The organism is Desulfosporosinus fructosivorans, from assembly GCF_004766045.1.
Classification (GTDB): domain Bacteria; phylum Bacillota; class Desulfitobacteriia; order Desulfitobacteriales; family Desulfitobacteriaceae; genus Desulfosporosinus; species Desulfosporosinus fructosivorans.
In genome coordinates this window covers 491,147-509,817 of sequence record NZ_SPQQ01000004.1, presented here as the reverse complement: position 1 = coordinate 509,817, position 18,671 = coordinate 491,147, and the positions used below count along the sequence as shown (strand labels likewise).

Sequence of the window (18,671 nt, the reverse complement as noted above, 5' to 3'; positions counted from 1 at the left end):
GAACACGGAAGTTAAGACCTCCAGGGCCGATGATACTTGGGGCGCAAGCCCCTGGGAAAGTAGGTCATCGCCAGGTAAACAAGCAAAAAGGCTATCTCTTAGGAGATAGCTTTTTTGTGTTTAGTTATACGGTAATATGGGGCGGGGGTTTCACCTGTTCATCCACACTGCTGGAGTGTCTGCCGCATCTCCCGCTGGCTCATGTTCCCAACATCATTGTCCGCTATAAATTGATCCCGTTCCTCTACCGGGATCCCAAAAAGGATGAGCTCTTGGGTGTAGTTCAAATGGTGCACCGGTGCACCATTTGGGCCCTCTTCCTCGTCAGGGGTGGAGAGCATTGGGGTTCAAATGTTGCATCGATGCAACATTTGGGCTCTCTTCCTCGTCAGGGGAGGAGAGTATAGCCCCGTACTCCTGGAAGGTTTTCATCAGTCTGCTGGCCGTGCTCCGGGTGTAACTCACGGATTCAGTCAGCTATTTGAGCCACTCCCCATGGGGTACCAGCTCTTTGGCTTCCGTCAGACGCCTTCCGATCTCCCCAGCATTGGTAAGCAGCATTTTGCCACTTTCCTCCTTGATATAGTTAATCTCGGACGCAATTTGCTCAGGCGTCCTGTTGGAAATCATCCTCATACCGGCTGCCCATCCTTTTTTCGGAATGTCTTTTCAGATACTCTTATAAGATATGTCGGGCTCCAGACAAGTGTGAGGGTTATTCACCCATAAAAAAATGCGGTTTGGACAAAGATGCTTCCCAACAGTAAACAATAGTACAAGCAAATCCAGACTATATACAACTGGAGACTATCGTGGTTTACGTATCTTCAGGTAACAAATGAAAAAGACTAATCATAGCGCGAGGTCTATTTGAGTTAGTACAAATTCGATTTTTAGAGTAATTAATCAATTTATGTTAGTGGCAAACAAGACGTCCCCTTGCCACTGCTTGATGCTGGGGTTCTACCCGTGTATATATCCAGACTGCTCAAGTTTTCGAGGTGAGTCCCCGTGGTGCAGTAATTCTTGAATTGTTCACTGATTTGAATATATTAATTTTACTACTATATTATAATATATTCTAATATAATAGTAGCTTTTTCGACAGTAAGCATATAAAATATATCTATGTTTACATAGTAATTGAGTTGCGAAGATATGTAATAGTAGTAGCGTATTCTTTTTAAGATTGGAGAAGTAATATATGGCATTAAAACTCAGTGATTCTGTTTCTCAGAAGATTGTTGATTTTATTTATGGAAATAGTGGTTATCATGGTATCGTTTGTGACGATTCAGGGAAAATTATTGCGGACTCAAATTCTGCTCAATCAAGAATAGGAATTCAACATAAGGGAAGTACGGAAATATTAACAAACGGCAATGATTATGCTATTGTGACAGCCGCTGACGCTGAAGCAACGGAAGGTAGATCCAAAGAAGGCTTTAGTGTAGTCATTAAAGCGGACGGTATACGAATTGGTACATTTGCTGTTGCAGGACCTTTAGAGATCGTTGAGACCGTTGCCAAGATAGCTGCAGGTATTGTAGTTATGATGATTAGGGATGAAGAATTAAAGGAGATCATTCGTAACCAAGTCGAAATGCTAAGCACTTTGGTTGAGCAAGCCGCAAGCGCTGTGCAACAAACTGCTGCCTCTTCTCAGGAAGTAGCTTCTATAAGCCAAACTATTGCTGAAGAGGCACAGGATGGAAAGAATCAACTAAAGTCCACCTCAGGTATATTAGAGCTTATCCGGCGTGGTGCCAAGCAAACCAATCTTTTAGGGCTGAATGCTGCAATTGAAGCAGCGCGAGCTGGCGAACAGGGTCGTGGCTTCTCTGTTGTTGCAGGTGAAGTTCGTAAATTAGCTGAAGAAAGTAATCGTTCCGCCAATGAGATAAGCTCGATTCTACTGGAATTTGAATCTATTGTGCAGAAAATTACGGAAAACTCCCTGCGCAACAGTGCTATCACCCATGAGCAGGCAATGGCTAATCAAGAAATTGCAAAATTAGTTGAAGGGGTACAACAAGTAAGTTGGGAATTGCAATCATTGTCTTCTAAATTATGATAACGTTCACATGACTAAAGTTTTTAATATTGGTTCCCGTTTGTGTTGACCTTACAAGGCAACCAAGAGACCATCCTCGGAGATGGTCTCTTGGTTGCCTTGTAGCTATAATAGCCTACGACATGCTAATTTAGATTTCATTATTCAAACTATACAAAATTCTTTGCCTTAACTGAACCTGTCCGACCATCAGACACATAATATGATATAATAAAACATTATAATGTATTATTTGGTAGGAAAGGGGATGGGAAAATTGGTTTGCAAGCTCACTGATCTTATTGCTCAAAAAATTGTGCAATTTATTCATGAAAAAAGTGGATTCGCAGTTATTGTCTGTGATGATACTGGGTCAATCATTGCTGATTCGGCACAAACTAGAATAGGAGTACAGCATAAAGGAAGTAGACAAATATTAACGACTAACCTTGATTCTGTAGCCATTACTGCAGCAGAGGCTGAAGCTTCTAATGCTAATATCAAAGAGGGCTTTAATATTGCCATCAAAGTAGACGATGTTAAAATTGGTACATTTGGTATCGCCGGACAGTTGTCAATCGTCGAACCAGTTGCTAAGATAGCTGCCGGTATGGTAATTATGTTGCTAAGAGATGAAGAATTGAAAGAATTTATACGTTATCAAGTTCAGGCCCTGAGCACTTCAGTTGAACAAGCAGCTAGTGCGGTACAACAAACTGCTGCTTCTGCCCAAGAGGTTGCTTCTATCAGCCAGACTATTGCAGAAGAGGCCCAGCAAGGAAAAAATCAGCTCAAATCCACTGCTGGTATCTTAGAGCTTATCAGGCGAGGTGCCAAGCAAACTAATCTGTTAGGGTTGAATGCTGCAATTGAAGCAGCCCGGGCAGGCGAACACGGACGTGGTTTTTCGGTGGTTGCCGGCGAGGTGCGTAAATTAGCAGAAGCGAGTAATCGTTCAGCAAATGAGATAAGTGACATTTTGCTTGGATTCCAAACAGTCATCCAAGAAATTACTGAACATTCCCTACGTAACAGTGCAATTACTCATGAACAGGCGCAAGCCAATCAGGAAATTGCAAAATTAGTAGAAGGCGTACAATTAGTGAGCCAAGAATTACAAGCGTTGGCTTCTAAACTATAGTTGAATTACCAGTAACCAGCTCTTGACGAAATCTCAAGCTTGGCGGTTAGTCCGGGATAAACGGCTTGTTTATTGGACAAGATCCTTATACGGAAAATATTTAATATATAGGAGGTTTCTATGAAAGTTACTTTGGCCTACGGAAAAAATGGCTTGAACGTTAACGTTCCTGATTATTCCACAGTAATTGAACCCACTCACTTGGAATGTATCGAGGACGATCATCAGGCTGTGACGCGAGCTCTGCGCAACCCTAGTGGTACTAAACCTTTAAAGGAAATGGTTAAGTCTAGTGATCGAGTTGTCATTGTTATAAGTGACATTACCAGACCGACTCCAAATCAAAAGCTTATTCCTTGGATAATTGAGGAACTTCCCCATGTGCCCTTAGAGAATATTACGATCATTAATGGCCTCGGGACTCACCGTGACCAAACAAGGGAAGAGTTTATCGAGATGCTTGGGGAAACTATTGTAGATACAGTTCGAATTATTAACCATCACTGTCACGAAAAATCGGAATTGGCGCATCTCGGAACAAGTAGTTTCGGCTGCGAGGTATACTTAAACAGAGAATACGTTGAGGCTGACTTTAGGATTGTGACCGGGTTTATAGAACCTCACTTTTTTGCGGGTTTTTCTGGAGGACCAAAGGGAATTATGCCTGGTATCGCGGGGATTGAAACTATCCTAACATTCCACAACGCCAAAATGATTGGACACCCATTGGCTACCTGGGGAATTCTAGATGACAATCCACTACAAGCTATGACGAGGGAAGTTAATACGTTTTGTAAACCAGATTTTCTTCTTAATGTCGCACTGAATGGCGAAAAGAACATCACCAATGTTTTTGCAGGTGAGTTGGTTGAGGCACATGCCATTGGGTGTGCTTATGTTAAAGAACATGCCATGGTAAAATGTGATGCTCGTTACGACGTAGTGATAACAACGAACGCTGGCTACCCTCTCGATCAAAACCTATATCAGGCTGTAAAAGGAATGGACGCCGCACGTATGATTGTGAAGCAGGGGGGGACGATTATTTGCGCAGCAGAATGCAGCGAAGGTATGCCCGAACATGGAAACTTTGTAAAGATATTGCAAATGCGTAAGTCTCCAAAGGAACTCCTAGAAATGATTAATGACCCTTCTTTTCAGATGTTTGACCAGTGGGAAGCCCAAAGACTAGCTATGATCCAGGAGTGGGCAGATGTTCACGTTTATTCAACATTATCCGACGAATCGGTTAAAATAGCAATGCTTACCCCGACTAAAGATATTGAACAGACTTTGAATGAACTAGTGGGTAAATACGGCCCCGAAATGAGTATTGCTGTATTGCCCCTTGGACCGCTGACTATTCCTTATGTGGAAGAATAAGTAGGCATTGTCTTTTAGAAATGTTTGATTCTCAATGTATTCGGCAGACAATACATATCTTGACAGAGAAATGCGAGAAGTAATGTTGTTGCACCCGTGCCATTGAGTTGCCTAGAATACCTGGGAGTAAAAACCATGACAATTGTATATGCTTGAAATACTGATGCGAACTTTTCTATTGAGTGCACGCTCGATCGATGGTTGGAGAATTAGTATGAAACATAGAGAGAAAACAAAAAGAAAAAAAGAAAAGGGCGCTCATTTTATTACGAGCGTCCCTTTTTGGTCTCCGGGTTATATTATATAGATGGGATTTTTCGATCTTGAGTTGGTTGATAGGATCGATACGTTTATGATTGATACTAAAGAGTTCATATTAGTCAATTATATCAGAACCTTGTTCAGCCATTTCCTTCTCGGCAAAGGTAATCATTTTTTTAACCATATTTCCACCAATTTGACCCACTTCACGGGTAGTCATATTTGCAAAACCCTTTTCTTGAATATCATCGTCTAATTGTAGTTCTTCAGCTACTTCCCACTTGAGTTCATCCAACTGTCTTTCGGATTCAGGAACTTCAGGTGTATTTCGGCTCATATGCAACCATCCTCCTTTATCAGTTGTTTGCGAACGCATTATTATCCTATCCAGAAAAAAAAGCTCTATACACAATTATTCAAATTCAATTAAACCATATGACTAACTTAACTAATATATTGGAATACTGCAGTGTGTAAATTATAAAGAAATATAATAAATGCGACTTGCCGAAGATTCTGAATTATTGGAGTTAGAGATGGAGGATATTTACTCCTCCTGTCGAATTGTTATTATAGTAGGTTTGCATACTCTATCGTCACCAAGGTCTCGATGTTTGACTTCAAGTTGAACGAGTTCACTCATGAAGGAGGAATAATGTGCACGAAATGGCTTTGATGGGTGGAGTTTTTGAGGTTATAGAGCGGACCCTTACTCACCATGAAGTAAAGAGAGTGCTGCAGGTTAAACTAAAAGTAGGAGAACTTACGAATGCACAACCAGATGCCTTACAGATGGTGTTTGAAGCTTTTTGCAAGGATTCTATCTGTGAAGGAGCAGAGCTAATTGTTGAGCGAGTTCCGGTGCGTGGCCGTTGTCGAAATTGTCAGCTTGAATTCAGTGTGGAAACTATGTTTTTCCTCTGTCCGGAGTGTCAGAATACTAGCATTGAAGTTATTCAGGGAGACGAGCTTTTACTTGAAAGTCTGGAGGTTGAATAAATGGAATCTAATCGCCGCGAAATTGAAGTGATGGCGAACTTACTTAGTTCAAATGATATTCAGGCAGAAGTTAACCGAGCACACTTCCGCAAAAATCATTGCTTAGCCATTAATGTGATAGGTTCTCCTGGAGCAGGGAAGACCGCTCTCTTAGAGAAGACATTGCCCCTTTTAGGGGTGGACATGAAGGTTGGCGTTATTGAAGGAGATATATTTACAAGTAAGGATGCGGATCGTATTGCTGCTCAGGAAGTCCCCGTTATTCAAATTAATACTGGCGGAGGATGTCATCTGGATAGTAAAATGGTAAGTAAAGTATTGCCTGAGTTTAATTGGCAAGCAACGGATCTAATGATCATAGAAAATGTTGGAAATCTTGTTTGTCCGGCCGACTTTGATTTAGGAGAGGCTTTTAAGGTCATTGTGTTGAGCATCGTTGAAGGAGACGATAAGCCGGCTAAATATCCTGTGATCTTTCGCAATGCCAAAGCAGTTGTGTTAAATAAAATGGACCTTGAGGCGTTTACAGACGTGAATATGAACAACATGAAACAAGATATCCTAGCTATAAATCCAGATATCCAGATTTTTGAAGTCTCTTGTCGTAATGGAAATGGTCTTGAAATGTGGACAAATTGGTTAAGACGAGAAGTGACAACCTATCAGAAAAACGGTTAGTACCTATTCTTTATGAGATCCCCAATGGATACTAGCGGCAGCGGTTCGCTGTGAGAATCTTAAATATTACAAAACCCACGAATAAAGTACATGTTTCATGTGCTTTCTCCGTGGGTTTTGTTTAAGGGTTATAGATCTTAAGAATTGAGTGCGTCCGATAAATCCGGAGTAAATTTCCCTTCGCGCTGTATGAAATCAATCTCGTTGAGTATTAATTCAGTAAGACGAGGAAATAACGCTGTAATTTCAGAGCTGATCTCCATTCCCCATTCAAGACTTTTTGGTTGAATCCCAAAAATTAAGGTTATTGGGGCATGCCCTAATACATTAGCCATGGCGAGTACCTCAATGATCCCGATTTGATGAAAAGAAACTTCATATTGCTCAGGAAACACCTTGATATCTCCCGGGTGAAAACGAAACAATGCTCCTGGTTCGGCTTGAGCATTAATTGCATCGACGATAATCAGAAAGTCGACCTCTTGAATCAGATGAACCAGTTCAAGTCCCGCTGTACCTCCTTCAAGGAGCTCCACATTTTCGGGGAGATCCTTTTTCTTCAGCACATCTAGAAAGCGAACGCCAAGACCTTCATCTGACAAGAGGATGTTTCCTACCCCCATCACCATTATTTTAGGTGAATGCATTATTACAGTCCCTTCTGATTCTTGATTTTGCCGAAGAACATGAATAAGAATTGTTCATAGGCTTCTGTAAAGACAAGATATAAATGAACGCCGACGAGTGCTATGAATAACCACATAAAGAGGTAATGAAATCCGCGAACCGCTGCTAAACCGCCGAAATACCAGGCATAACCTGCTAATTTCTCTGGCCAGTAGAGAATGGCTCCGGTAATAATCTGCACCATAGCCATAATGGGAAAGGAGATATAAGCTATTTTCTGAAGTGGATTATATTTCCCCGTTTCTGGATCTTTTCCCATAAACAGATAGTATTTTGTTTGGGGCCAAAAGTTTTTGAGATCTTGGGTATTGAGTATAATATCTTTATAATCTTTATGTTTTCCAAAAAAGGAGTAGTAGAAACGTATAACCCCATTGATAACTAGAAAATACATAAAGAAAAAGTGTAGATTGCGGACTAAATTCATGGGCATACCGGGATAAGGTGAATGAATAAACCAACCTGTAATACCTAAAACTAGAAAGTTTATTAAATTAATCCAGTGGCTTACCCGCTGGTATAATGGATGATCTGATGGGTTTACCATGTCCTTTCCTCCTTTTCTACCAGCCGATCCGGAATTTTTTGATGTCGTTGGTTACTGGATCGATGAGGTGAATTGCACATGCAAGGCATGGATCATAGGAACGGACTACCCGTACAACGTTAACAGGATTTTCTAGGTCTTCAACGGGCACGCCTATCAAGGCTTGTTCCAGTGGACCACGGACACCCTTATCATCTCTTGGTGAGAAATTCCAAGTAGTTGGAACAACCATTTGATAGTTTTCAATCTTATGATCAGCAACTTTAACAAAGTGACCGAGTGAGCCTCGAGGTACTTCAGTCATACCTGCCCCTTGCCCTGTAGCAGGAGCTTCCCAATGCTCAGTATCATGGATGCGGAAATCCTTAGATCCCATTTCTTTCTCTAGAGCATCTAACCAAGTGAACATATCTTTGGCAAGAAGGAGTGTTTCATAAGCGCGAGCAGCATGACGGGCTACAGCCCCCGGCTTAATATTATACTTGGCAATGATGTCCATCAGACCTTTAGGTTGCATAACTAGCATTCGAGAGAGAGGTCCAACTTCAATCGGTTTACCATCATAGCGAGGGGCCTTAACAAAGGTATAGGCACCTTTTTTATCGAGATCAGGTACGGTATCCTCAGTATAGGGCGTATTACCATTCGCGTTGGCTTTATACCAAGAATATTGAACATCCTCGGTGATCTTCTTTTCATCAACCGGTAAGATATTGCTTAAATTGCCATCCATGATAACGCCTGCTTTAAAGAACATATCTTTACTTGCATTATCACGGGCAAATCCACCATAAGACATATAGTGAGGACTTCCTCCACCGACACCCGCTTGGGCTAACGGCAGAAGTGGACCAGTACCGAACGTTAAAACATCTTGCAAGTAAGTTTTCTCGATAAAATCAAGTTGTTCAAAGAGCATCGAACGGAATTGCTCGACTACTTGAATGTTAGGAAGCATAGTGACGCCACCCACGACAATCGAAGATTGATGAGGTTGTTTACCGGCAAAGAGAGCGGACATTTTCTTGGCTTTTGCTTGCATTTCTAGAGCTTTGAGATAGTGGGCTACGGCCATTGTCACTAACTCCGGGTCGTTAACACTGAAGGCATCCGGTTTGTAGCGAGGGGTTAAAGGAGCTGTATCTCCGGCTGCAACGAGCTTAACAATTTTTTCCTTAACAGCCAGAAGTCCAGGGTCTTTTCCTTGATACTGGGCAACTGCCATAACGTCTAAGTAATCTAGAGCACTCAGATGATAAAAATGCAGCGGATGGTCATGTAGATACATTGCCCCAACGATTAGATTGCGGATAATACGACCGCCAGCCGGAACGTTGGCCCCGTAAGCTTTGTCAAGGGCTAAAGAGGAAGCCCAACCATGGGAACCAGCACAAACTCCACATACACGTTCTGTAACATAAGTGGCATCCCGTGGATCACGACCGCGGAGCATTGCTTCAATTCCCCGATACATGGTTCCTATGACATGTGCTTCGACAACTTTACCATTCTCGACTTCTACTTCAATTCTTAAGTGTCCTTCAATACGTGTTAAAGGATCAATAACTACTTTCGCCATCTACATGTCCTCCTTATGATCCTTTTTGCTCAGTCTTCCGCTGGCCGCTGCAGCAATTAAGTGGACCCCTAGACCCACTGCGGCAGCCCCTCCAATAACAGTCCCCACAGTATCTGCATTAACGTGGCCGATACCAGGAAGCTTAAACATTTCTTGTTTGGAATATAATGGGCTAAATCCATCGTAAAAGTCTTTCTCTGAACAGCCGGAACAAGGAGAACCAGCATTAATACAGAAGTTGGCGTTGTCATTCCACCATACTTGCGCACAGTCAGTATAAGTTTTTGGACCTTTGCAGCCTTTTAAAATCAGGCAATACTCCTTTTGGATAGGATCGTTCCAATCTGTCAGGAATTCTCCATTTTCAAAGTGACCGCGTCTTGGACAGTTGTCATGTAATAAACTTCCATAGAAGGCAACTGGGCGATTTTGTGAATCTAGAGCTGGGGCCTTCTGATAGGTCAAATAATATAAAATTGTGCCAATTAAAGTAGCCGGTTTGACCGGACAACAGGGAAGATTAATCACGGTTTTGTTTATCCCCTCAGCTTTAAGGAGTTCTGCGACACCAACAGCACCTGTGTCACAAGCCCCTGGGATTCCAGCACCCTCGCTGGCGCAACTACCGATAGCGATAATCACTTGAGCCTTTTGAGCTGCTTCAATAAGAATTTTGCGGAAGGGCCTTCCTCCAACCATACAGAAACGGTCATCTTTAGCTGTGCCTGGACTGGAACCTTCTACAATCAGAACGAAATTTTCTTTAAGTGCTGTTTGGTAAGCCTCCTCGGCAGTATGACCGGATCCGGCCATAACGGTTTCATGGTAGCGAATTGAAAGCATGTCTAGAATAAGTTCAGCGGGTGAAGGGTTTAAGGTGGCTAAAGCTGATTCTGTGCACCCCGTGCAATCCATTCCTTCCAGCCAGATAACGGGTGGCTTGTTTAGTGCTTGCTCTACGGCATTGGCCGCTTGAGGGATGATAAGCTCGGGTAGGCCTAGAGCCGCTGTGGTCGCTGCAATCAATTTCATAAAATCACGCCGAGAAACCCCTTTGACTTTGAGTAAATCGAAATTACCCATACTTTGCAGAACACCTCCTGAATTTGTGTTGTAACGCTTCCACTGTTATCTGTAAATATTAGAACAAAAATTATATATGTTAACTTATATTCGGGAGAAATACTTACTTTCCTGCAATATTTAAGAACATTTGGAAAATTACAATTAATGTTTATAATTTTGGCAATCAGAAATATTAATACACAAAAGGTTGTCGAAAAATTGTCATATCATTTACTTGAAGAAAATAGAGTGTGGCGTGTACAATAAGGGTGTTATAGAAAACGTGAATTTGTTCGACTAAAACTGACATAGAACACTGTCTCCAATAGAAGCTGGTGTCTGAAAACTGATTACATTAGAGGTAAGCTTGAAAGCTGGTCGTTAAATAATGAAGATACAAGCAGTTGCTATTTACTTCAACGGTATTGTTCAAGGGGTAGGCTTTCGACCTTTTGTTTTTAAACTTGCAGAAGAACTCAATATTAATGGGTGGGTCAATAATTCAAGCCACGGTGTAACTATCCATGCAGAAGGAAATAATCTTGATTTGTTCTACAATCGGTTGCTTAAAGAAGCCCCTTCTTTAGCCCTAATTGTTGACTCACGATCTGTGAAGATTAAGGTTGCTCACTATAGGACTTTTGAAATTGTAGAGAGTAAAACCGAGGAAGAGGCCGATGTCTTAATATCTCCAGACGTTGCAACGTGCGGAGATTGTCTTAAAGACATGACTGACCCTAAGAACCGGTACCACAAATTTCCATTCACAAATTGCACGAATTGTGGTCCTCGCTATACAATCATCCGTGACGTGCCCTATGATCGAGCACAAACGACGATGTCTAAATTTCCGATGTGCAATTCGTGTGCAATAGACTATAAAAATCCAAGAGATCGACGATTTCATGCCCAACCGGTTGCCTGTGTAAACTGTGGGCCGAGAGTTCAACTTAGGGATGCTCTTGGTCGCCTGCTCCCAGGTATAGGCGTAGATCAACTGACCCAGGGAGGCATAATTGCGGTAAAAGGGCTAGGGGGATTCCATCTCGTTTGTGATGCTAACAACACGGGAGCAGTTCGCCGCTTACGAGAACGCAAAGAACGAGGAGCCAAGCCCTTTGCGGTTATGGCTCGGTCTGTTGCAAAAGCGCTTAAAGAGGTCGATATTTGTGCCAAGGAAGAAGAATTGTTACAGAGTTCTGCTGCTCCCATTGTTGTTCTAGAGCGGAAGCTTGCCCTGAAGGATTCTTTACCAGAGGGGATTGCTCCAGGGATACATACTTTAGGAATCATACTTCCCTATACCCCGCTCCACCATCTCTTGTTTGAAGGACCGTATGATTTTTTGGTCATGACGAGCGCCAACCTCAGTGGACGGCCTCTTATTTATTCAAACGAGGAAGCCTTGGAAGCTTTAGAAGGGATTGCCGACTATTTTCTTCTGCACAACCGCGATATTTATCATCCTTGTGACGATTCGGTCGTTCAAGTGATTGGGGATGAAACTGTCTTCTTTAGAAGAGCCCGCGGCTATGTCCCATTACCGATTTTGATGCCCAGGATCCAAGTCAAGACTCCCCTACTCGGTGTAGGAGGAGACCTAAAAAATACATTTTGCCTTGCTTCAGGGCAGAGGGCTTTTATAAGTCAATATATTGGAGATATGGAAGGGTATGAAAATCTTCAGCGCTTTCACCAGGAACTTAAATCTTTTCAACGAGTGGTCAATATTACGCCAAGTGCGATTGGGTATGATAAACATCCCAACTACCAACTGACGAGATTTGCCTTAGAACAACCTTGGCCTAAACATTCTGTGCAACACCATCATGCTCATTTAGTGAGTGTGTTGGGGGAATGGGACAGAACAGAACCAACCCTAGGGGTTATCTGTGATGGAACTGGGTTTGGGGAGGATCAATGTATTTGGGGCTTTGAATTTCTGTACGGCAACTCTTCAGGTTATATGCGCAAGGCTCATCTTGAGTACTTAGGGCTTCCCGGGGGAGATGTGGGTGCAAAGCAGCCCTTGCGAATTGCCTATTCTTATCTTAAAACTCTGTTTTCCCACGAAGCGTGGGAAACGACTGAGCCCCTTTGGGCTCCACTTTCTATCCTTGAACGGAAGATCTTGGATCGCCAACTTGAAACTGGCGTTCAAGTCTTCCAAACATCAAGTGCAGGGAGACTTTTTGATGCGGTGAGTGGTTTACTGGGTGTGTGTACGAAGGTTACCTATGAAGGACAAGCTGCGATCGAACTAGAAAGCGTTGGGACAAGGTTCTTGCAGCAACTGAGTCTTGAAGACGTAGACCGCGAGAGGGAAAACGAACAATTACTCTATTCATATGAAATAAGAGTAGAGAAAACGGCGCTTATCCTGGGAGTTAGATCGCTTTTTAAAGAATTGGTTCGAGATGTTCTTCGAGGAGTGAGTGCAGGAGAAATAGCCTATCGTTTTCATCAAACAATGGCTAAGGCTATTGTAGATCTAGCGCTGCGATTAGGGGTGAGTTATGGCCCTTTTGTTTTAAGCGGAGGTGTGTTCCAAAATAAACTTTTGACGGAAGCAGTCCTTCGAAACTGTCAAACACATGGAATTAACGTCTTGCGTTCTCGAGTCCTTCCTCCTGGGGATGGCGGTTTAGCCTTCGGACAACTATTAATTGCGAATGAGGTGTTATAAATGTGTTTAGCCATTCCTGCTAAAATTGTCACGATAAATGAGTCGCTTGCTAAAGTGGATATGATGGGTAATGAACGAATCATAAGTATTGACTTGGTCCCAGAGGTCAGAATTGGTGAATACGTTTTAGTTCATGCCGGATTCGCCATTGGAATTATTGACGATGAGAGTGCGAAAGAAACGGAAGAACTTTTACTGGAGGTAGCCAATGCCTATGAAGAAGGAGAGTAAAGACTTACGGTATTTGGCGAAAGGATATTTGGCGGAAATTCAAACCCTGGCCCAGAGCCCGTTTACAATCATGGAGGTTTGTGGAACGCATACTGTAGCCATCGCCAAAAATGCGCTGCGAGAGCTGTTGCCGACCAGTATCCGGCTAATTTCCGGACCAGGTTGTCCAGTATGTGTTACAGATAGCAGTGATATTGACCGTTATCTTTATTTGGCCGCCCAGCCAAATGTTATTACGGCAACCTTCGGGGACATGATTCGGGTACCAGGGACAGAGAAAAATTTACAGGTTCTAAGAGCAGAAGGAGCGGACGTTCGAATTGTTTATTCGACCCAAGATGCTTTAGAGTTAGCCCGTCAAAACCCAGATAAAGAGGTTGCATTTCTGGGTATTGGGTTTGAAACGACGACCCCTACGGTAGCGGTGAGTTTAGAGACTGCTAAACAAGAGGGAATTGCTAATTATAGCGTGTTATCCATGCACAAGGTCGTTCCCCCAGTCTTAAGATTGTTAGCTGAAGATGAAGAATTGGTGGTGGATGCCTTCCTAGACCCGGGACATGTTTGTGCCATTATTGGCACAGAACCGATTGAGTTTATGGCCAAAGATTATGGTTTGCCAGGAGTTGTGACTGGCTTCTCTGCTTTAGATATCTTGGAAGCCATTGTTATGCTTCTTCGTCAACGAGCAGAGGGCCGCTCGAAAATTGAAATTCAATATAAACGTGTTGCTAGAGCAGAGGGAAATCCACATGCTAAAAGGGTAGTGGAACGAGTTTTTGAGCCAGTTGACGCATCCTGGCGGGGCATAGGGATGATCCGGCAAAGTGGCTTGGGCATACGGGAAGAATATGGTGCTTGGGATGCGACGCGGAAATTTGCATTGCCAGTTTTTAGATCAGCGGAAACACCAGGTTGCCGGTGTGGAGATGTCTTAAAAGGACGAATTTATCCGACTCAATGTCCAATGTTCGGCAAACGTTGTACGCCGATGAAGCCTGTCGGACCATGTATGGTGTCTTCCGAAGGCTCTTGTGCAGCATATCATCGATACGTACAAAGGAGTGAAGACTAATGGAACGAATACTCTTGGCCCATGGCAGTGGTGGACGGCTTAGTCATGAATTAATTAAAACCCTGTTCCAAAAATATCTGGGAAACCCTTACCTAAACCAAATGAATGATGCTACATTATTGCCGGGTAAAGAGCAATTGGCTGTTACAACTGATTCTTTCGTGGTTTCCCCTTTGTTTTTCCGGGGAGGAAATATAGGCAAACTTGCGGTTTGCGGTACGGTCAATGACCTTGCGGTTAGTGGAGCAATTCCAAAATTTTTAACCCTAGCGCTTATTTTAGAAGAAGGATTACCAATGGATGAGTTAGGGCGAATTATTGAGAGTGTTGCTCAGACAGCTGCCGAAGCTGGTGTCGCTATTGTCTGTGGGGATACGAAGGTTGTGGAACGCGGGAGTGCGGACAAAATCTTTATAAACACGACTGGGATTGGGTATATTACAGATCGTTTAGTGGGTCCAGAGCAGATTCAACCAGGAGATGAGATTCTTATTACCGGAACGATTGGAGATCATGGAATTGCGATTTTATCTGAGCGCGAAGGGCTTGAATTCCAAACTCCAGTAGTTAGTGATTGTGCGCCTTTAAATGGACTTATCGATGCCTTTTATATGCCAGGAGTCAAATGCATGAGAGACCCTACCCGTGGGGGTGTTGCGACAACACTCAATGAATTGGCTGGGCAAGCTGGCGTAAGTATGCTATTAATAGAAGAACAAATTCCCCTTTCTCCAAGCGTTGAAGGGGCCTGTGAGATGTTAGGTCTAGAGCCTCTTTACTTAGCGAACGAAGGAAAAGCATTGGTTATCGTGGCCCCAGAAGTGGCTGATGAAGTTCTCCTGAACATGCGAGCGCATCCACTGGGGCGCAAGGCTAGGCGTATCGGGCATGTTCAAGAAGGAAAGTCAGGGCTCGTACTTATAGAAACTCCTCTGGGGGGAAAAAGAATAGTTGGCATGCTAGAAGGTGAACACCTCCCTCGAATTTGTTGAGAGTGAACTCACCAACTAAAGATGGATCAGGAGGGTATTATGCGGATAGCAGTCATTGATGGACAGGGTGGTGGCATTGGTAAACATATAGTCCAGCAGTTACGTAATAAAATGCCTGGTTTGGATATACTAGCTTTGGGAACCAATGCCCTAGCAACTGGAGCTATGTTGCGTGCTGGGGCGACTGAAGGCGCTTCAGGAGAGTCTGCGATTTGCTATAATGTAGATCGGGTTGATCTAATTGTGGGTTCGGTTTCGGTTATGATGGTGTATGGTCTCTTGGGCGAAATCACTCCAGCAATGGCTACGGCAATTTCTGCCAGTAAAGCGGATAAATTGCTTCTCCCTATCCAACGTGGGAATATTATGCTGGTTGGAATCCTTCGTATCCCTCTGCCCCACCAGATTGAGGCCCTAGTATTAGAAGTGGAAGAACGACTTAAACAGGTTTGACAAAGAGTATAATTATTGATATTATTAATCCATACTAAAACGATATGAAATGGGGTAATTGATATGCGAGTCGCTAATTCTATTACAGATTTGATAGGGCAGACCCCTTTGGTTCGTTTACAGCGCATGGTTAAGTCAGGAATGGCCAATATTTATGTTAAAGTTGAATCGTTCAATCCAGGTGGAAGTGTGAAAGACCGCATTGCCTTGGGTATGGTTCAGGATGCCGAAAAACGAGGGGCCCTAAAGCCTGGAGGGACCATCGTCGAGCCGACTAGCGGAAATACTGGGATTGGACTAGCCATGATCGCTGCAGCCCGTGGTTATCACTTAATTGTTGTTATGCCAGATACGTTGAGTGTTGAACGGCGTCAGCTCATGGCAGCCTACGGTGCAGAATTTGTGTTAACTCCTGGAGCGGAAGGAATGAAAGGGGCGATTGCAGAGGCAAAACGGTTGCTGAATGATAATCCAGATTACTTTATGCCTCAGCAATTTGAAAATCCTGCAAACCCAGAAGCACATAGACGAAGCACGGCGTTAGAACTTCTCGATCAGTTGAAAAATATTGATGCGTTTGTTGCCGGTATCGGGACGGGAGGAACGGTTACTGGGGTTGGGGAGGTATTAAAAGCGTCTCTTCCAGAAATAAAAATTATCGGGGTTGAACCCGCTTCTTCTCCAGTTATTTCAGGTGGAAAACCAGGGCCACATAAAATTCAAGGAATTGGTGCTGGGTTCGTTCCTGAGGTATTGAATAAATCAATATTGGATGAGCTTCTTCAAGTGAGCAATGAGGATGCCTTAGAGATAACAAGGCGTTTAGCTCGCGAAGAAGGGATTTTAGTTGGTATCTCTTCAGGGGCTGCAGTGTGTGCAGCATTGAAAGTTGCAGCAACCTTAGGAGAAGGGAAAAACATAGTTGTGATGGCTCCAGATACAGGAGAACGGTACTTGAGCACAGATGTTTTTCATTAAAAAATATGCTTGTTTGTTATTTGTGTTTCTAATTCGAATTCGAATATCGATAAGCAACCAGATTACGACCCGAATTGTAAGTTTAAGAGCTAATAACATAACTTTACATCCCGTGTGAATGCGGGGTGTAAAGTTTTTTATTAAGGATTAAACCAAAAGTTGTTGGATTGAAGCAACAAGGATGATCACCGGCGCCTGCACAACGCGCACTAAAAGAACCAGGGATAGAGTCACTAAACCAATTGTCGCAGTATCGAGAAGATGAGATATTGCGCTTACATGGAATTGGTCCAAAAGCAATAAAAAATCTGATAGCTGTCCTTAAAGAATATGGTATGACGTATAAAGAGGGTAATTAAAAGACTTAGACTTATGAAAATTATGGAATATATACAGACGCTTCGTGCTTGTGAAAATCCGAAAATATATGGAACAATGGAGATTTTATTTATCTACCGAAGTAATCTTTTATTAGCTCTGGGGTAAGTTTTCCTATATATAGCTTTACAAGGGAAATTACCCTATGCTAAACTACTTAATAGTGTACTAGCATAAGGAGGAGTTTGGTCATGTCAGGACATTCAAAGTGGGCAAACATTAAGCATAAAAAAGGTAAGGCAGATGCACATAAGGGGAAAATGTTCACCAAACTAGGTCGGGAACTGGTGGTTGCCTCCCGTGCCAGTGGGGGAGATATGAACGACTTCCGCTTAAAGATCGCCATTGAAAACGCCAAAGCAGAAAATGTCCCTAATGAGAACATCCAGCGCGCTATTCTTAAAGGGGCTGGCGGAGCTGAAGGAACAGTTTACGAAGAGCTTCGTTATGAAGGATATGGCCCCGGAGGGGTTGCCGTCATGATTGATATTTTAACTGATAACCGCAACCGTACTGCTGGAGAAATCCGCTATATCTTCTCTAAAAACGGCGGAAATATGGGTGAGACGGGTAGCGTCGGGTGGATATTCGAAGAAAAGGGTCAATTGAGGATCTTACGTGAGGGACTCAAGTTAACTGAAGATGATTTAATGATGTTGAGTTTAGACGCAGGGGCTGAAGATTTTGAAATAGATGAGGAAGGGTTCGTTGTGCTTACCGCTCCTGAAGCAATGGAAGGTGTGCGACAGGCTCTTCTGGATCAAAAGATCTCTGTGGTAGAAGCTGTTATTAGCCCAATCCCGCAAAATACAATCGAGATAACGGATGCAGAGCAGGCTCGGAAGATGGTTAATTTGATCGATAAACTAGAAGATCATGAGGATGCTCAAGGGGTGTACTCCAATTTCGAATTGGCTGATGCTTTGGCTGATGAAGACTTTTAAAAAGTAAATAGTCAATTTTTAACATCATAACGACTAATTTATGCCCTTCTGGCAAGACTAAAGCTAAAAGACAAAGTCAGGAGGGTTCTTCTTTATGTCCAGATATATAATCATTAGTCTGGTTCTAATTATCGGGTTGGGGGTTGGTAGCATCGTACCTGTAGTAACGTCTTGGTGGTACGACTTAGGTAGGAACAGTATTTCCTTGAATTCTAGCACCGCTGAAGCAGTATCAACGGAAGATGTCTGGGTTAACCCTACCTATCATTTTGGTATCGAGCAAGGAGTATTATCCGTGATCGAAGGAGCACCAGGGGCGAGTGGAAAAGCTATTGTTACAGGCTTAAATGTTCAGACCTGGCCAAAGGAGATGGTGGATATCGCTCCCAAGGTAGAGTTTTATTCACTCGATGAGGTTCAGTCGTTTATTGATACAGTGAACGAAACCCTGTGGCTAGAGTAAAAAGGTATCTAGAGTAGAAAGGTATGTAGAAGAAAGGGAATCGTCCGTCTTCTGTCGAAATATATTCTGTTGAGAGGA

General features: G+C 43.0%; 19 protein-coding genes, 1 rRNA gene and 1 pseudogene. 14 read left to right on the top strand and 7 right to left on the bottom strand.

Translation table 11 applies throughout. The annotated features are described in order from the left end of the window. Positions 1 to 76 (top strand): 5S ribosomal RNA (rrf, locus tag E4K67_RS14495); the annotation flags it as partial. Positions 77 to 158: 82 nt separating this feature from the next. Here the strand turns inward: rrf and E4K67_RS31115 are convergent. Together E4K67_RS31115 and E4K67_RS31110 are read right to left on the bottom strand one after the other, a co-directional pair. Next, entirely contained in the window at positions 159 to 341 is a 183-nt protein-coding gene (locus E4K67_RS31115; RefSeq protein ID WP_135547856.1) for a DUF3102 domain-containing protein, read from the bottom strand. Further along, positions 325 to 630: pseudogene (locus tag E4K67_RS31110) on the bottom strand (DUF3102 domain-containing protein). Before E4K67_RS31110 ends, E4K67_RS31115 begins: the two are co-directional and overlap by 17 nt. A gap of 574 nt (positions 631 to 1,204) precedes the next feature. On the opposite strand from E4K67_RS31110, the gene E4K67_RS14480 reads away from it, so the two are divergent. The 3 genes from E4K67_RS14480 to larA all read left to right on the top strand — a co-directional run bounded on the left by E4K67_RS14480 (position 1,205) and on the right by larA (position 4,577). Further along, positions 1,205 to 2,074 carry a methyl-accepting chemotaxis protein gene (locus E4K67_RS14480; protein ID WP_135547854.1) on the top strand — a complete coding sequence of 290 codons (870 nt, stop codon included), beginning with the start codon at positions 1,205 to 1,207 and terminating at the stop codon, positions 2,072 to 2,074. A gap of 247 nt (positions 2,075 to 2,321) precedes the next feature. After that, positions 2,322 to 3,194, top strand: a complete 873-nt coding sequence (locus tag E4K67_RS14475) for a sugar diacid recognition domain-containing protein (protein ID WP_420841541.1) — start codon at positions 2,322 to 2,324, stop codon at positions 3,192 to 3,194. 120 nt (positions 3,195 to 3,314) lie between these two features. Continuing rightward, positions 3,315 to 4,577 (top strand): nickel-dependent lactate racemase, encoded by a 1,263-nt coding sequence (larA, locus tag E4K67_RS14470; RefSeq protein WP_135547850.1) that lies wholly within the window; start codon positions 3,315 to 3,317, stop codon positions 4,575 to 4,577. A gap of 376 nt (positions 4,578 to 4,953) precedes the next feature. Here larA and E4K67_RS14465 read toward each other — a convergent pair whose 3' ends face one another. Further along, entirely contained in the window at positions 4,954 to 5,175 is a 222-nt protein-coding gene (locus tag E4K67_RS14465; protein ID WP_135547848.1) for an alpha/beta-type small acid-soluble spore protein, read from the bottom strand. Positions 5,176 to 5,495: 320 nt separating this feature from the next. On the opposite strand from E4K67_RS14465, the gene hypA reads away from it, so the two are divergent. Together hypA and hypB are read left to right on the top strand one after the other, a co-directional pair. Next, positions 5,496 to 5,837 (top strand): hydrogenase maturation nickel metallochaperone HypA, encoded by a 342-nt coding sequence (gene hypA / locus E4K67_RS14460; protein WP_135547846.1) that lies wholly within the window; start codon positions 5,496 to 5,498, stop codon positions 5,835 to 5,837. After that, a complete protein-coding gene (gene hypB, locus E4K67_RS14455; protein ID WP_135547844.1) occupies positions 5,838 to 6,515 on the top strand; it encodes a hydrogenase nickel incorporation protein HypB in 678 nt (225 codons plus the stop codon). It abuts the gene before it with no gap. 137 nt (positions 6,516 to 6,652) lie between these two features. On the opposite strand, the gene E4K67_RS14450 is transcribed toward hypB, so the two are convergent. From E4K67_RS14450 to E4K67_RS14435, 4 genes are read right to left on the bottom strand one after another with little or no spacing between them, the layout of a single operon-like run. Beyond that, the gene (locus tag E4K67_RS14450) at positions 6,653 to 7,162 is read right to left on the bottom strand and encodes a HyaD/HybD family hydrogenase maturation endopeptidase (protein ID WP_135547842.1); all 510 of its coding nucleotides are present in this window, start codon (positions 7,160 to 7,162) and stop codon (positions 6,653 to 6,655) included. A 2-nt stretch (positions 7,163 to 7,164) separates the two neighbouring features. Beyond that, complete coding sequence (cybH, locus tag E4K67_RS14445) at positions 7,165 to 7,749, bottom strand: Ni/Fe-hydrogenase, b-type cytochrome subunit (RefSeq protein WP_135547840.1); 585 nt, start codon at positions 7,747 to 7,749, stop codon at positions 7,165 to 7,167. Positions 7,750 to 7,765: 16 nt separating this feature from the next. After that, positions 7,766 to 9,328, bottom strand: a complete 1,563-nt coding sequence (locus tag E4K67_RS14440; RefSeq protein ID WP_135547838.1) for a nickel-dependent hydrogenase large subunit — start codon at positions 9,326 to 9,328, stop codon at positions 7,766 to 7,768. Beyond that, positions 9,329 to 10,411: a hydrogenase small subunit gene (locus E4K67_RS14435; RefSeq protein WP_135547836.1), complete on the bottom strand. Its 1,083-nt coding sequence runs from the start codon at positions 10,409 to 10,411 to the stop codon at positions 9,329 to 9,331. Positions 10,412 to 10,781: 370 nt separating this feature from the next. Between E4K67_RS14435 and hypF the strand changes: the two genes are divergently transcribed. The 8 genes from hypF to E4K67_RS14395 all read left to right on the top strand — a co-directional run bounded on the left by hypF (position 10,782) and on the right by E4K67_RS14395 (position 18,593). After that, a complete protein-coding gene (hypF, locus tag E4K67_RS14430) occupies positions 10,782 to 13,079 on the top strand; it encodes a carbamoyltransferase HypF (RefSeq protein WP_135547834.1) in 2,298 nt (765 codons plus the stop codon). Then, entirely contained in the window at positions 13,080 to 13,310 is a 231-nt protein-coding gene (locus E4K67_RS14425) for a HypC/HybG/HupF family hydrogenase formation chaperone (protein WP_135547832.1), read from the top strand. Further along, positions 13,294 to 14,385, top strand: a complete 1,092-nt coding sequence (hypD, locus tag E4K67_RS14420) for a hydrogenase formation protein HypD (RefSeq protein ID WP_420841542.1) — start codon at positions 13,294 to 13,296, stop codon at positions 14,383 to 14,385. Before E4K67_RS14425 ends, hypD begins: the two co-directional genes overlap by 17 nt. Next, positions 14,385 to 15,377, top strand: a complete 993-nt coding sequence (hypE, locus tag E4K67_RS14415) for a hydrogenase expression/formation protein HypE (RefSeq protein WP_135547829.1) — start codon at positions 14,385 to 14,387, stop codon at positions 15,375 to 15,377. Before hypD ends, hypE begins: the two co-directional genes overlap by 1 nt. A gap of 39 nt (positions 15,378 to 15,416) precedes the next feature. Beyond that, a complete protein-coding gene (locus tag E4K67_RS14410; RefSeq protein WP_135547827.1) occupies positions 15,417 to 15,830 on the top strand; it encodes a DUF3842 family protein in 414 nt (137 codons plus the stop codon). 63 nt (positions 15,831 to 15,893) lie between these two features. Beyond that, positions 15,894 to 16,808, top strand: coding sequence for a cysteine synthase A (gene cysK, locus E4K67_RS14405; RefSeq protein ID WP_135547825.1), 915 nt, complete (start codon positions 15,894 to 15,896; stop codon positions 16,806 to 16,808). Between the two features lie 569 nt (positions 16,809 to 17,377). Next, entirely contained in the window at positions 17,378 to 18,130 is a 753-nt protein-coding gene (locus tag E4K67_RS14400) for a YebC/PmpR family DNA-binding transcriptional regulator (protein WP_135547824.1), read from the top strand. 94 nt (positions 18,131 to 18,224) lie between these two features. Next, entirely contained in the window at positions 18,225 to 18,593 is a 369-nt protein-coding gene (locus E4K67_RS14395) for a hypothetical protein (RefSeq protein WP_135547822.1), read from the top strand. The last annotated feature ends 78 nt before the right edge of the window (positions 18,594 to 18,671 follow it).